General features: G+C 65.1%; 14 protein-coding genes. 4 read left to right on the top strand and 10 right to left on the bottom strand.

The window, feature by feature from the left end; genetic code table 11:
- Nucleotides 1-201 precede the first annotated feature (201 nt).
- The 4 genes from KW832_RS15315 to KW832_RS15300 all read right to left on the bottom strand — a co-directional run bounded on the left by KW832_RS15315 (nucleotide 202) and on the right by KW832_RS15300 (nucleotide 4,974).
- Entirely contained in the window at nucleotides 202-534 is a 333-nt protein-coding gene (locus KW832_RS15315) for a collagen-like protein (protein WP_121420727.1), read from the bottom strand.
- 300 nt (nucleotides 535-834) lie between these two features.
- Nucleotides 835-4,065: an IPTL-CTERM sorting domain-containing protein gene (locus KW832_RS15310; protein WP_218300581.1), complete on the bottom strand. Its 3,231-nt coding sequence runs from the start codon at nucleotides 4,063-4,065 to the stop codon at nucleotides 835-837.
- Between the two features lie 154 nt (nucleotides 4,066-4,219).
- Nucleotides 4,220-4,696: a molybdenum cofactor biosynthesis protein MoaE gene (locus tag KW832_RS15305; RefSeq protein ID WP_218300580.1), complete on the bottom strand. Its 477-nt coding sequence runs from the start codon at nucleotides 4,694-4,696 to the stop codon at nucleotides 4,220-4,222.
- Between the two features lie 47 nt (nucleotides 4,697-4,743).
- Entirely contained in the window at nucleotides 4,744-4,974 is a 231-nt protein-coding gene (locus tag KW832_RS15300; RefSeq protein ID WP_055393176.1) for a hypothetical protein, read from the bottom strand.
- Nucleotides 4,975-5,060: 86 nt separating this feature from the next.
- Between KW832_RS15300 and KW832_RS15295 the strand changes: the two genes are divergently transcribed.
- The 4 genes from KW832_RS15295 (at nucleotide 5,061) to dapA (ending at nucleotide 7,828) form a co-directional block, all read left to right on the top strand.
- Entirely contained in the window at nucleotides 5,061-5,315 is a 255-nt protein-coding gene (locus KW832_RS15295) for a hypothetical protein (RefSeq protein ID WP_055393174.1), read from the top strand.
- Between the two features lie 29 nt (nucleotides 5,316-5,344).
- Nucleotides 5,345-6,256, top strand: a complete 912-nt coding sequence (locus KW832_RS15290; protein ID WP_218300579.1) for a hypothetical protein — start codon at nucleotides 5,345-5,347, stop codon at nucleotides 6,254-6,256.
- 61 nt (nucleotides 6,257-6,317) lie between these two features.
- A complete protein-coding gene (locus KW832_RS15285; RefSeq protein WP_218300578.1) occupies nucleotides 6,318-6,677 on the top strand; it encodes a hypothetical protein in 360 nt (119 codons plus the stop codon).
- Nucleotides 6,678-6,949: 272 nt separating this feature from the next.
- On the top strand, nucleotides 6,950-7,828 hold the full coding sequence (dapA, locus tag KW832_RS15280; RefSeq protein ID WP_218300577.1) for a 4-hydroxy-tetrahydrodipicolinate synthase: 879 nt from the start codon (nucleotides 6,950-6,952) through the stop codon (nucleotides 7,826-7,828).
- Between the two features lie 33 nt (nucleotides 7,829-7,861).
- Here dapA and moaD read toward each other — a convergent pair whose 3' ends face one another.
- From moaD to KW832_RS15250, 6 genes are all read right to left on the bottom strand, one after another.
- Nucleotides 7,862-8,113 carry a molybdopterin converting factor subunit 1 gene (gene moaD / locus KW832_RS15275; RefSeq protein ID WP_055393166.1) on the bottom strand — a complete coding sequence of 84 codons (252 nt, stop codon included), beginning with the start codon at nucleotides 8,111-8,113 and terminating at the stop codon, nucleotides 7,862-7,864.
- Nucleotides 8,110-9,375 carry a gephyrin-like molybdotransferase Glp gene (gene glp / locus KW832_RS15270; protein ID WP_218300576.1) on the bottom strand — a complete coding sequence of 422 codons (1,266 nt, stop codon included), beginning with the start codon at nucleotides 9,373-9,375 and terminating at the stop codon, nucleotides 8,110-8,112. Before glp ends, moaD begins: the two co-directional genes overlap by 4 nt.
- On the bottom strand, nucleotides 9,360-9,929 hold the full coding sequence (mobB, locus tag KW832_RS15265; protein ID WP_121420733.1) for a molybdopterin-guanine dinucleotide biosynthesis protein B: 570 nt from the start codon (nucleotides 9,927-9,929) through the stop codon (nucleotides 9,360-9,362). Before mobB ends, glp begins: the two co-directional genes overlap by 16 nt.
- Before the next feature lie 150 nt (nucleotides 9,930-10,079).
- Complete coding sequence (thrC, locus tag KW832_RS15260) at nucleotides 10,080-11,519, bottom strand: threonine synthase (RefSeq protein ID WP_055393160.1); 1,440 nt, start codon at nucleotides 11,517-11,519, stop codon at nucleotides 10,080-10,082.
- On the bottom strand, nucleotides 11,519-12,853 hold the full coding sequence (locus KW832_RS15255) for a homoserine dehydrogenase (RefSeq protein WP_121420735.1): 1,335 nt from the start codon (nucleotides 12,851-12,853) through the stop codon (nucleotides 11,519-11,521). The genes thrC and KW832_RS15255 overlap by 1 nt, the downstream gene beginning before the upstream one ends.
- A 93-nt stretch (nucleotides 12,854-12,946) precedes the next feature.
- On the bottom strand, nucleotides 12,947-14,185 hold the full coding sequence (locus tag KW832_RS15250) for a pyridoxal phosphate-dependent aminotransferase (protein ID WP_121420736.1): 1,239 nt from the start codon (nucleotides 14,183-14,185) through the stop codon (nucleotides 12,947-12,949).
- Nucleotides 14,186-14,219 lie beyond the last annotated feature (34 nt).

The raw sequence follows: 14,219 nt of genomic DNA, 5'->3' as shown, positions 1-14,219 counted from the left end.
CTGCACTTGGGGCAAATCTTCCGGAATTTCAAGACGACGCCCCAGCGCAGGCCTTGCGCCAGATCAATCTTCGCCCAGGCGCTCTGATGCCTTGAACCGATTCATTTGATCACCGCCGGCTCAGACCGCCTGCGCAGAGCCCGCAACGCAAAAAAGCGCAGGCGGAATACCGCCTGCGCTTTTTTTAGGGTCTGCGAGAAATTACTTGGCGGGAACGACGATCACGGTATCGCCCTTTTTGCCATCGGCTCCCGTATCGCCCGTGGCACCGGTAGCGCCAGTGGAACCCTTGGCACCGTCATAACCGGGAGCACCCGAAGAACCGGTGGCGCCAGTGGCACCCGTTTCGCCCGCAGGACCGGGAACGGCCACCGTGGCACCGGTCGAGCCGGTTGCGCCCGTAGCGCCAGCAGGGCCTGCCGGGCCCGGGACCACGACCACGGGGGCAGTAGCGGGAGGGGTCACAACCGTTTTCTCGCAAGCGGCAAGACCAAAAGTAACGATAAGTGCAGCGAGCAGCAGGGATTTTTTCATGGGAAGCCTTGTAGGAGATGAAGCGCACGCGATGATGAAACTGTGCGGAGAGTTTCTTTCTGGCTGCAACTGTGGCGTTCAACAGTCACTGCCAGCGGTAGTGCTAATTTATCGAGGCCCCCCCTGCCGCCTTGTAGGACGGCCCGACGACTGCTTGTGGTTCCTGGCGATGCCTCACCGCAACCCAGTGAGCCGACGAACTCCTGGTGCAGATGAAACCTTCCATCCGCCCCATTCACAATCCCTACAAAATTTATAGCTGCCATCGCATTACCAATAAGCGCTAGCAGCCAATTTTGCTCAAAATCTTGTTTGAGCCACCGCTCCAACAAACTGCGCAGACGTGCGTCGGCCGCTCCGCAACGCCAGCAGCCCCAGCAGCGCGGCCAGCCCACCCAGGCCCCAGGTCGACAGGGTAGGGATGGCCGCCGGGCTGGGTGCCAGCAGCACGGGGACCACCGGGTCGTTGATGGTGCCGTCCTGCGCGCCAAAGCTGTTGTCGCCCCAGCCGCCGTCCGTCACGTCGTAGGTCACGGTGTTGCCGCTGATCTGCAGGTTCACGGGGTCGTAGTAACGGCTGGACAAGGGGCTGTCGGGTGTGGGGCCGTACTTCTTCACCGTGAAGCCCGTGAGGTCTGGAAAGGTCACCGCCACACGCACCGTCTCACCCGGCTGGCAGTTGATGAGCCGCAGGCGGAACGCCCCGTGCGGCAAAGTGGCGCCGGGGTACGGCGCCGGTGCCGCCACCGGGCCGGTGCCCGCCAGGTCCAGCTGGCAACCCGCGCTGCCATCCACCACGCCCACGTTGACCGGCCCCGACCCGGTGTTCGTGGGTGTGGGCAGGGTTTCAAAACGCGCCTGCACAGTGCAAGCGGCCGTCACCGCTGCCGTGGTGTAGGTGCTGCCCGCCAGCGTGCCGCCGCAGCCCGTGACGGCCGCAATGCGGTAGCCCGCAGCGGGCGTGACGGTGAAGGCGCCCGTTTGGCCTTCGGCCACGTTGACGTCCCCAGCCGGATTGATGCTGCCGCCCGCCCCCGCTGTGGCGGTGACCGTGTGCAGGGCGGGTTGACTCCGTTCCACGGTGACGGTGTAGGTGCGCCGGGCCACGCCGTTCTCAGCCACCACGTCCACCTGGATGACATTGGCACCGACCGCAAGCGGCAGCGGCGCAGTCGCCATTCCGCTGGTCACCACCACACCGTTGACCGTGATGGACGCCCCGGCCTGCGCCGCCACCGGTGTCAGCGACAGCTGGGCCACCCCATGGGGCACCGTGGCGGTATACGCCGTCACGCCACCGGCAAATGCCGGGCTGAGCGCCCCCTGCGACAACGCCAGCGACGCGAGCGCGGCATTGGGGGATGGCGAGGCATTCACCAGCACGGTGATGCCCCCCAGACCATTGGCGATGGCAATGTCCAACAGGCCGTCCCTGTTGAAGTCGGCAACCACCATCTGCTCGGGCGTGCCGCCCACAAACCGCAGGAGCGGCGCACCCAGCCCACCCGGGGCGCCCTGACCACGCACGATGGCAAGCTCGCCCGAAGCTGCGTCAGCGGCCACCAGATCGGGCCCGCCATCGCCATCAAAGTCAGAGGCGGCAAGAACGCTGGCAGAGATTCCCGCGCCGTAGGTGCCGACCATGCTCAGCGCCTGCCCGGGCGCGGCAGCCAACGAGGCAATCTGCACTCCTGCGGAGGCAAACACCCCTGCCCGGCCCGTCTGGCTCCAACCGGCAATCGCGCTCAGGGCGCCTACGCCCGCCGGCACATAGACGGGATCGCCCGGATACGAGGCTGAGGACAGCGAGGTGCCCACGGTGCCCACGGACGTTGCGGCCACGATGTCGGCACGGCCGTCCTGGTCGACATCCAGCGGGGCAAACCCCTTCACGTCATCCCACGACGCCACATCCAACATTTCGATGGAGCCCTGCGGGCTCACGCCGACCCACTGGATGCCTTCGTAAACACCTGCCGTCTCTGGCGCCCACACGGCCGCGTACGCGGGGTAGCCAGCCCCCCGGAAATTGCCAATCACCACTGACCGCGGGGCCAGGCCAATGAAGGACCGCTGCCCGGCCACCGTGAAGGTGCCCCGGCCATTGCCGAGGAAGACCATGATCGTCTTGTCAACCTCGTTCACCACGGCCAGGTCCGCATGCCCGTCCCCATTGAGATCGCCAGCAGCCACGGATCCCGCGCCCGCACCGGCATCAAGCCGGGTGCTGAATTCAAATCCACCAGCACCATCGCCACGCATGATCCAGACAGCATCATCGTCACGGTGCGTCACGGCGACGTCGGCGCGCCCGTCTTCATCAAAATCGGCGACGGCTATCGCCTGGGTGTAACGCTCTGGGATTCCGTAGGCACGTGCTGCAGCGAATCGGCCCGCGCCGTCTCCCCGCAGGTTGGCCAGGTAGCCACGCTGGTCGTCCAATACGACGATGTCTGGATGCCCGTCGCCACTGAAGTCCGCCACTGCCGGGGGGCTGGCAGATTCGCCCACCGGGTATTCCAGCCCCTGGGCACTGAATCCGCCGCCGGCAAGGCCCGGCACAACCACCACCGTGCCGCTAAAGCGGGACAGCACCACGTCGGCCCGGCCATCGCCCGTGGCGTCCACGATCTGCCCGCCGCTGAAGCGCCCAAAGGCAGGGCCCACCCCTCTGCGCGAAAAGCCACCCTGCCCATCTCCGAGCAGGAGGACAGGGCTGGCGGAGGTGTTCTGCACAAGTGCCAGGATGTCCAGGTGGCCGTCGCCATTGGCATCCCCTGCGGCCACAAACGGGACGTACTCGTCACCGGTCACGCGCTGGGCCGCCGCAAAACCGCCCGCGCCATTGCCCAGCAGCAAAAACACACCGTCGCCCGACCCCGCAACAATGTCCACATGACCGTCCTCGTTCCAGTCGCCCGAAACAACATGGCGCCCTGCAACACCCAAACCGATGTCAGTGCGGGGGCGACCGTCAAACCGCCCGTCACCATCACCCCACAAGACGGAGACGCCTTTTTGCGCCCCGGAAAAGACGGCAATGGCCAGGTCGAGCCGCCCGTCACCGTCGAAATCCGCCACTGTCAGATCGCGCGGATTGAGCCCCGCACCAAAAGTGACCGGAGCAGACAAACCACCGCTGCCATCCCCCAGGTGAATCGTGGCGGTTCCGTTGTTGAAGCTGGTCACGGCAACATCCAGATGCCCGTCACCATTGAAATCCGCCGCCGCCACGCCATAGGGAGCAGAGCCCACGCTGAATGCTCCCGCCTCGGAAAAACCTGAAACCCCGCCTATGTTGAGCAGGATCTTGACGGTACTGCCCAGGCGATCCACCACCACGAGGTCGGGCCGGCCGTCTTCATTGAAGTCTCCCGTCGCCATCTCACTGGGAAGCCCACCCAGGCGCAAACTGGTCGCGGCCCCGAAAGCCAGATCAGCACGGGCCTGCCCAGAGACCGCCAGGCACAAACCGACGACGGCCAGGCTCAGCCTCCACGCGCGCCACAGCGCTCGTGCTACAGATTTCATGAAGAATTCCTCCCTGTTCAGGCCCTATCTGGGCAGGAGGCGATTCTCGAAATGGACGTGGCTGCGCACAAGTCCAAACATTGCATGGATGTGAATGACGTGCCCGGCAGGATGCGTATCCGCAACGCCGCAGGGCGCCCACTGCAGCGACTGTCTAGGCGTTGTTCGCCACAATGCCCCAGCGCGCCAGCGCCGCGTCGTCAGACACGCGGGCATCCACCCAGCGCGCGCCCTGGGCGGTTTCTTCCTTCTTCCAGAACGGCGCCTGGGTCTTGAGGTAGTCCATCAAGAACTCGCAGGCCTGAAAACTCTGACCCCGGTGGGCACTGGTCACCGCCACCAGCACGATCTGGTCGAGCGGCTGCAGCAGGCCCACGCGGTGGATCACGCGGGCGCCAAAAATATCGAAGCGCCGAAAGGCCTCGTCCACCATGGCTTCGATGGATTTTTCGGTCATGCCGGGGTAGTGCTCCAGCTCCATGGACGACACCTGGTCGCCCTCGTTGCGATCCCGCACTGTGCCCACAAAGCTGCACACTGCGCCGATGCCTTTGTTTTCGCGGCGCAGCGCAGCGACTTCGGTGGACAGGTCGAAGTCCTCGGTCTGGATGGAAACGCGGGGCAGGGTCATGGCAAAAAACTCTCTACGGGGCGTGTGGAAGTCGACAAAAAGAGTCTTCAGGGCGAGCGGTGCAACCGGGGCGCGGCCAGCAGGGCACGCTCTTCTTCCACCACCTTGTTCAACTGCGCCAGTGCGGGCGACGGAGGCAACTGGGCCAGCAGGGTCTGCAGGCGCGTGACGTCTCCGACGGTGGGCGCGACCTTGATCTGTGCGATGGCGGCGGGCAGGTTGCCGCCCCGGACCAGCGCCAGCACCTTGGCGGGCCATTCACTTTTGTTGCGTGCCATAAATAGGTCAAAAGGTTTGTCTGTACGATTCGCCCGCACTGTACCCGCACTTGCTCGCACCACAGCCACCCCTGCACCTTAAGCCCATGGCCACACAAACGATTCAGACCGCTCACTACAAGCTCTACCCGTCCCCGCGCAACACGGTCCGCAACGTGTTCGAGCACCAGGTGTTCGTGCCCCACCCCTACGCCCTCATCGACCTGGATGTGATGGAGCTGGCGGGCAAAACCACCCTGTTTGGCGCCTGCCGCCTGTCGGACATGAAAATGGGCCAAGTGGTGACCTTTGAGCTGGCGTCCGACCAGGCCAAGTTCGAGCGCCTGTTCACGCCGGACTGAATCAGCAACCCTGCACCGCAACACGCCCCATGGACCTGCAAGAATCCTTCGAGGCGCTCGACTCCCGAGCCCCGGACACCTATGCCCAGGCCGTAGAGGCCTATTGCGATGGCATTCTGCGGCTTCACTGGAACGAGCGCCTCATCAACAAGATCTTTGGCCGGGCGCTGCAGTCGCATGCGGCGGGGCGGCTGGTGGTGCAGCACTACCAATGGCAATTGCGGGGGGCACCCCGGCCCACGCTGGCACTGCTGCAGCGGCGCATGCCCGGGGGTGCGCGCACGCTGGCCACGTTCTTTGCGGTGCTGCGCCTTGCGGGCATGGTGGCGGTGGACATTGACCCCGACGACCGCCGGGTGCGCTACCTGGTGCCCACCCCCCGGCTGCTGGACGGCCTGCGCACCTGGGTGCGGCACCACCTGCACTGCGCCGAGGCCCTGGGTGCCCTGCCCCCAGGCCATGCACAGCGGCTGGACAGCGATACGGACTACTTTGCCGCCTTTCTGGCCGGGGCCGACCACATCCTGGATCGCCTGGCCGAAACCCGGGGCCGGTTTGGCGGCTGGGACTGGTTTGACCAGCGCGACGGCGGTGGCCGCATTGCCATGCTGCTGTTGCGCGAACACTGCCGGGTGCACCGCCCTGGAGAAGAAGGGTCCACGCCGTTTCCCCTGCGGGCCAGCGAGCTTGCGCAGCGCCTGGGTTTTTCGCACTCGCATGTGCGCAACCTGGTCAATGAAGCCGCAGCGCAGGGCCACCTCACCCAGGACGCGCCCCGGGGCCTCGTCGCGCTCACACCCCGCTTTCAGGCGGAGCTGCAAATCTGGCTGCAGCACCTGCTGGGCTGGTTTGCAGAGACAGCGGCCATGGCGCAGCACCACCTGCAAGCCCGCTCACAAGCACCCACGCACAATAAGTCCGCTGGTGTGCACAACCCCTGACTGCACCGCTCTGGCGGGCTTTTTTTCCTGCCCCCGAACCGCGCCCACCACCCAACAAGCCATGTACGACGACAACCAGATCCACGTGCCGCCCTCCTTCATGGCGGTGTACACCGACACCCGAGGGCGCCTGACGGAAAAGGCGGACGGCGTGCGCGCCCGCTACGAACTGTGCGAAGACCTGGCAGGCCACCTGGTGGAGCACGCGCAGACGCTGTACCACGTGCAGGCGCCTTCCGAGACCGAGATCCTGCAGCGCATCCACGTGGGGCTGTGCACGGCCGAATCTGGCGTGGCGGTGGCCGAAGCGACATGGATCGTCACCCGGCTGGCCGAGCTGCTGGTGTGGCAATGCCCCGTGCTGGTGCCGCCGCAGCCTGAATCTGCAGCCGACGCGGCCCAGCCACCGCAGGCAGGCTGACCAACCTTGGGACACGGTGGGCGCTTGGCTATACTGCGGCCCATGTCCACGCACACCCCCTTTGCCATGACCGCCGCACTTGCGGTGGCGTTGCAGTGCGTGGGCAAAACCAAAAAACCAGAGCTCATCTGACCGGAGCTGTGGTTCCGTCCGGATGAGCGACGGAACCACCTGGTAGAGAAATTTCCTTTTCTCGTTTCACTCCCCGGCATTCCGCGCGCGCTCCCTCCGGACGGTTCTTCCCTTGGTCGAACCCTGAAAGGACGCTTCGCATGTCTGCCACCGATACCGCTACCTCCCACCAGCCGCTGTTCAGCGGGCTCTGGATCGCCTTGGTCACACCGTTCAAGGACGGCGCCGTGGACCACCCGGCCCTTGCTGCCCTCACCACCCGGCTGCGTGCCGACGGCGTTGCGGGCTTCGTTGCCTGCGGCTCGACCGGTGAGGCCGCAGCCCTCGACAAGGCCGAGCAACTGCAGGTACTGGAGACCGTGCTCAGCGCCGCCCAGGGTTTGCCCGTGGTGATGGGCGTATCGGGCTACCACCAGGGCCAGGTGCTGGAACAGGTGCGGACCCTTGCACACTACCCGGTTGCAGGCCTGCTGGTGTCCGCCCCGCACTACATCCGCCCCTCGCAGGAGGGACTGCTGCACTGGTTCCGCACCCTTGCCAACGCCAGCGCGGTGCCCCTGCTGATCTACGACATTCCGTACCGCACGGGCGCCACGCTCACCACCGAGACGCTGCTGGCGCTGGCGGCGCATCCGCGCATAGAGGCCATCAAGGACTGTGGCGGCAACACGGCCAAGACGCAGGCCCTGATCGCCGATGGACGGCTGCAGGTGCTGACCGGTGAAGACGCGCAGATCTTCCATACGCTGGCCCTCGGCGGTGCAGGCGCCATCTCTGCCTGTGCACACTGGCAGACGCCGCGTTTTGTGGAGTTGATGGCATTGCTGCGCCTGGGCGACCTGCCTGCAGCCCGCCACTTGTGGCAGGCCTTGCAACCCTGGGTGGAAGCGTGTTTTGCAGAGCCCAACCCTGCCCCGCTCAAGGCCATGCTGGCGCATGCAGGGTGGATGCGCAGCGAACTGCGCGCGCCGATGATGCCGGCCTCGGAGGCGCTACAGGATCGTTTGAAGGCGCTTTGAGGTGACCTGCCAGAGCGCGCGAGAGCGCCCGGGCTAACCGCCCGTCACCGGCGGGAAAAACGCCACCTCGGCCCCATCAGCCAGGGTGGCGGATTCATCGCTCAAGGTCTGATTGAGTGCCATGCGCACGGCCCGGCCACGCGCGAGGCTGCTGGCATGGGCGCCGCCACGTGCAATGAGCTCATCGCGCAGCGCACCCAGCGTGGTGGCAGCGGTATCGACCGCCTCGCTGCCTTGCCCAATGGCCTCGCGGATGGAGGCAAAGTAGCGCACGGTGACCGTCATGACAAAAGCTCCGAAAAGGCAATGAACCGCACCGTGTCGCCGGATGCAATCGTCTGGCCCGCCGGGTTGTCCACCACACCATCACCCCAGGCGGCCGAAGTGAGCACGCCCGAACTCTGGTTGTGAAACAGATCCAGCCCACCTGCCGCATTGTGGCGCACGCGCAGAAACTCGCGGCGTTTATCGGCCTTGGGCCAGGCAAAATCAGCGCGAGCAGCTATGGGTTGAGGAGCAACGTCCACCACACCCTGCAGCCGCAGCACAAACGGGCGCACCAGCAGCGCAAAGGTCAGAAAGCTCGACACCGGGTTGCCGGGTAGGCCCATGAAGTGGGCGGCACCACCGTCACGCGGGATCTGGCCATAGGCAAACGGCTTGCCGGGCTTCATGGCGATCTGCCACAGGTCGAGCGTGCCCAGCGACTCGACGGCGGGCTTGATGTGGTCTTCCTCGCCCACACTCACGCCGCCGCTGGTGAGGATGAGATCGTGCGCTGCGCTCGCGCTGCGCAGGGCGTCGATGGTCGCGTCGCGCCGGTCGGGCACGATGCCAAAGTCCGTCACCTCGCAGCCCAGGCGCAGCAGCATGGCGCGCAGGAAGAAGCGGTTGCTGTTGTAAATGGCACCAGGGCGCATTTGCTCAGGCGGCACCTCGCCGGGCATGACCAGTTCATCGCCCGTGGAGAACAGCGCCACGCGGGGGCGACGGGCCACCTGCAGTTCGTGCAAGCCGATGCTGGCGGCCAGGCCCAGCTCGGCCGGGGTCAGGCGTGTGCCGGCCGACAGCACCACGGCACCACGGGTGATGTCCTCGCCCGCGCGGCGGATCCACTGGCCCTGTGGGGGCACGGCGTTGATGCGCACCTGGCCTAGGCCGTCGCCCGTGGCGAGGGCTTCGCAGTCTTCCTGCATCAGGATGGCATCCGCCCCCTCGGGCACTGGCGCGCCAGTGAAGATGCGAGCGGCGGTGCCCGGCAAGAGCGGATCACCCGTGCTGCCCGCAGCAATGCGCTGCGAAACAGGCAAGGTGATCGGCAGCGCCACACCCACGGCCGCCACATCGGCGCAGCGCACGGCGTAGCCGTCCATAGAGCTGTTGTCCTGCGGCGGCACCTGCAGGGCCGAAACACAGTTTTGCGCCAGCACGCGGCCGTCCGCGTCAAACGTGGTAACCGTCTCGGTCCCTGGCAACGGTGTGGCCTTGGCCAACAGGTCGGCCAGCGCCTCGTCGAGCGGCTTCAGGGGCTTCATTGGGGGGCGCATGGCACCAGGCCTCCGTGCAGATCCCAGTTGTACTCAAAGCGGTGTTCGTATTGGAGCAGCCAGTCCACCACCTGCGCCGGGCTGTTGAGGTCCAGCAGGGGCAACTGGGTGGGCACAGGCAGGCCCTGCGGTGCATCGGTGGCCACGGCGACCACAAAATCGTCTTCGGGGTAGCGCACAGGCTTGGCCACCTGGCCGGGTTCGGGGGCACGCCAGACCTCGATCTTGAGCAGGTCGCTGTCCTTGAAGCCCTCCACCAGCACCCAGTCCACGCCCTGGTACAGCTCGGCCAGCAGGTGGTGCACGCTGAGCGTGGCGGGCTGCTCGAACTCGCGCACCAGCATCAGGCGCTTGTCCGATGCCGCGACCACCTCGAAGGCCCCTGCCTCGCGGTGGCGGTAGGTGTCCTTGCCCGGGTGGTCGATGTCGAAACTATGGTGGGCATGTTTGACCACCGACACGCGCAACCCCCGCAGCCGCAGCTCGGGGATCAACTGCTCGACCAGTGTGGTCTTGCCACTGCCGGAAAAACCGGCAAAACCGACAACCTTCATCCACTGCTCCTTGGTTAGCTATTGTATTTATAGCTGCTAACGCTTACCAGACAAGCGCCAGGGGCATTTTTAGTTCAAACCCAGTATCCTGAGCCGCTCCCGCATCTGCATCCGCATCCGCAGCGACAGAGCGGCTACGGATTGCCCACCCTAGAGGGCGGGCGTGCAGTGGCGCTCGATGTATTGCTTGACCAACTGCACGTTGGCCGGCATCACCTGCACGCGCTTGGGCAGGTCTTCGATACCCGCGAACTTGGCGGGCCGCTCGGGCGCATGGCCCAGGGCTTCGACGATGGTCTCGGCAAACTTGATGGGCAGCGCGGTCTCCAGCACGATCATGGGCACCTTGGGGTCCTGATGGTGTTCGCGCGCCACCTTCACGCCGTCGGCCGTGTGGGTGTCGATGGTGACGCCGTGGCGCTCGAAGTTGTCCTTGATGGTGGCCAGGCGGTCGGCGTGCGTGCTCTTGCCGCTTTCAAAACCGTATTTGGTGGCGGCTTCGGCAAACAGCGGTTCGGCGCTCAAGTCGAACCTGCCATAGGCGGGCAGCGCTTTGGCAAACAACGCGTTCGTGCGCTGGCCGTTGCGGCCCAGCAGGTCAAAGATGAACCGCTCGAAATTGCTGGCCTTGCTGATGTCCATCGAGGGGCTCGATGTCTCGTGCGTGTCGGCAGCCGCGCGCACGCGGTAGGCGCCGGTGCGGAAGAACTCGTCGAGCACGTCGTTCTCGTTCGTGGCCACCACCAGCTTGTCAATGGGCAGGCCCATCATGCGCGCCACATGGCCCGCACACACGTTGCCAAAGTTGCCGCTGGGCACCGTGAAGCTGACCTTCTGGTCGTTGGTCTCGGTGGCCTGGATGTAGCCCGCGAAGTAGTACACCACCTGCGCCAGCAGGCGCGCCCAGTTGATGGAGTTGACGGTGCCAATCTTGTACTTGCGCTTGAAGGCCAGGTCGTTGCTGACGGCCTTGACGATGTCCTGGCAGTCGTCGAACACGCCTTCGATGGCGATGTTGTGGATGTTCTCGTCCTGCAGGCTGAACATTTGCGCCTGCTGGAACGCGCTCATTCGGCCGTGCGGGCTGGTCATGAAGACGCGCACGCCCTTTTTGCCGCGCATGGCGTACTCGGCCGCGCTGCCAGTGTCGCCGCTGGTGGCGCCCAGGATGTTGAGTTCTTCACCGCGGCGGTTCAGTTCGTATTCGAACAGGTTGCCCAGCAATTGCATCGCCATGTCTTTGAAGGCCAGCGTGGGGCCGTTGGACAGGGCTTCGAGCCACAGGCCGTCTTCGAGGTGGCGCAGGGGCACGATCTCGCCCGTGCCAAACACCTCGGCGGTGTACGTCTTGGCGCACAGGGCCTTCAGGTCAGCGGCGGGGATGTCATCGATGTAGAGCGACAGGATCTGGAACGCCAGCTCGGCGTAGCCTTGCTCATGGTAAGCCTTGCGCAGCTTTGTCAGCATCGCGTCGCTGACCTGCGGGTAGTGCTCGGGCAGGTACAGGCCGCCATCGGGCGCCAGGCCTTCGAGCAGGATGTCGCAGAAATGCTTGCGGTCGGCGTGGCCGCGTGTGGAGATGTACAGCATCAGTTCAGTTCCTCCTTGCGGATGCGCGTGATGGGCGCCAGCACCGTGGGCAGGGCCTGCATCTGGGCGATCACGGCGTCCATGGTGCCTTCGCGGGTGTCGTGGGTCAGGATGATCAGGTCCGTTTGCGTAGATCCTTCACCACCGACTTCGTCAGCCTCACGCTGCAATACTGCGTCGATGCTCACACCGGCCTCGGCCAACAGGCCGGTGACCTTGGCCAGCACACCGGCCTGGTCGGCCACGCGCAGGCGCAGGTAGTAGCTGGTGACCACTTCGCTCATCGGCAGCACGGGCAGCGTGTCCATGGCATCGGCCAGCGTGTTGGCCTGGAAGGCCAGGTGCGGCACGCGGTGCTCAGGGTCGGCCGTGTGCAGGCGGGCGATATCCACCAGATCGGCAATGACGGCACTGGCGGTCGGCTCGCTGCCCGCGCCCTTGCCGTAGTACAGCGTGGTGCCCACGGCATCGCCCTGCACCACCACGGCGTTCATGGCGCCTTCGACGTTGGCGATCAGGCGCTTGGAGGGCACGAGGCTCGGGTGAACGCGAAGCTCGATGCCCTTGTCCGCGCGCTTCGTGATGCCCAGCAGCTTGATGCGGTAGCCCAGTTGCTCGGCGTACTTGATGTCGGCCGCGCCGAGCTTGGTGATGCCTTCGACATAGGCCTTGTCAAACTGCACGGGGATGCCAAACGCAATGGCACTCATCAGCGTGACCTTGTGCGCGGCGTCCACGCCTTCGATGTCGAAGGTGGGGTCGGCCTCGGCGTAGCCCAGGCGCTGTGCTTCCTTGAGCACCACATCAAAGTCCAGCCCCTTGCTGCGCATTTCGGACAGGATGAAATTGGTGGTGCCGTTGATGATGCCGGCGATCCACTGGATGCGGTTGGCGGTGAGGCCTTCGCGCAGCGCCTTGATGATGGGGATGCCCCCCGCCACGGCCGCCTCAAAGGCCACCATCACGCCCTTGGCCGATGCAGCCGCGAAGATCTCGGTGCCGTGCACGGCCAGCAGTGCCTTGTTGGCGGTGACAACGTGCTTGCCAGCGGCGATGGCTTCGAGCACCAGGGCGCGGGCGATGCCATAGCCACCAATCAACTCGATGACGATGTCGATGTCAGGGTTGGCAATGATGGCGCGGGCGTCGTTGACGACCTGGATGTCAGCACCCACTACCGCCTTGGCGCGCTCCACGTCAAGATCGGCCACCATGGTGATCTCAATGCCACGGCCAGCGCGGCGGCTGATTTCGTCCTGGTTGCGTGCGAGCACGTTGAACACGCCGCTGCCGACGGTGCCGATGCCCAGAAGGCCTACTTGGATGGGTTTCATGGGATTTTTATCAGTCAAAATGGGCTCTGGCGCTTATCCATCAAGCGCTAGCAGCTATGAAAAAATGAGTTTCTGCACCACTCAACGTGCAAGTTACGCAGCCGCCGCCATTTGCACGCGCTTGCGGTATTGCTCCAGGAAGCGCGCCACGCGGCCGATGGCGTCGCGCAGATCGTCTTCGTGTGGCAGGAACACGATGCGGAAATGGTCCGGCGCCGCCCAGTTGAAGCCTGTGCCCTGCACCAGCATGACCTTGGTCTCCTGCAGCAGCTCCAGGAAGAACTGCTGGTCGTCCTCGATGGGGTACACGGCCGGGTCGAGGCGCGGAAACATGTAGAGCGCCGCCTGGGGCTTCACGCAGGTCACGCCCGGGATGGCCGTGATCAGCTCGTACGCCAGATCACGTTGCTTGCGCAGGCGGCCGCCCTCGCCCACCAGCTCGTTGATGCTCTGGTAGCCGCCAAGCGCGGTCTGCACGGCCCACTGGCCGGGCACGTTGGCGCACAGGCGCATGTTCGAGAGCATGTTCAGGCCCTCGATGTAGTCCTTGGCGGGCTTCTTGTCGCCCGACACCACCATCCAGCCCGCGCGGTAGCCACACGAGCGGTAGCTCTTGGACAGCGAATTGAAGGTGAGTGTGAGCACATCCTCGCTCAGCGAGCCAATGGCCGTGTGCTTGGCGCCGTCGTACAGCACCTTGTCATACACCTCGTCGGCAAAGATGACCAGGCCGTGCTCGCGTGCAATGGCAACGATGCCCTTGAGCAATTCGTCCGAATACAGCGCGCCCGTCGGGTTGTTGGGGTTGATGACCACAATGCCCTTGGTACGGGGCGTGATCTTGGCGCGGATATCCTGAAGGTTGGGCATCCAGCCATTGGCTTCATCGCACACATAGTGCACGGGCGTGCCGCCCGACAGGCTGGCAGCGGCGGTCCACAGGGGGTAGTCGGGCGAAGGCAGCAGCAGCTCGTCGCCGTTGTCCAGCAGCGCATTGGTGGCCATCACGATCAGCTCGCTGGCACCGTTGCCCAGGTAGATGTCGTCCAGCATCACGCCCTTGATGCCCTGTTTTTGCGTCTCGTGCATGACGGCCTTGCGCGCCGCAAAGATGCCCTTGCTGTCCGAGTAACCCGCCGAATTGGGCAGGTTGCGGATCATGTCCAGCTGAATCTCTTCCGGCGCATCAAAACCGAACACCGCCAGGTTGCCGATGTTGAGCTTGATGATCTTGTGGCCGTCTTCCTCCATCTGCTTGGCCGCGTCCATGATGGGCCCCCGGATGTCATAGCAGACGTTGGCGAGCTTGGCGGATTTTTGGACGGTTTTCATGCGCTGACGGTGGTGCAGTGGGGTCAGGTGGCGG

This window comes from Acidovorax sp. sif0632 (genome assembly GCF_019218805.1).
In the GTDB taxonomy this organism is placed as follows: Bacteria; Pseudomonadota; Gammaproteobacteria; order Burkholderiales; family Burkholderiaceae_C; genus Acidovorax; species Acidovorax facilis.
This window is presented reverse-complemented; position numbering and strand designations above follow the sequence as displayed.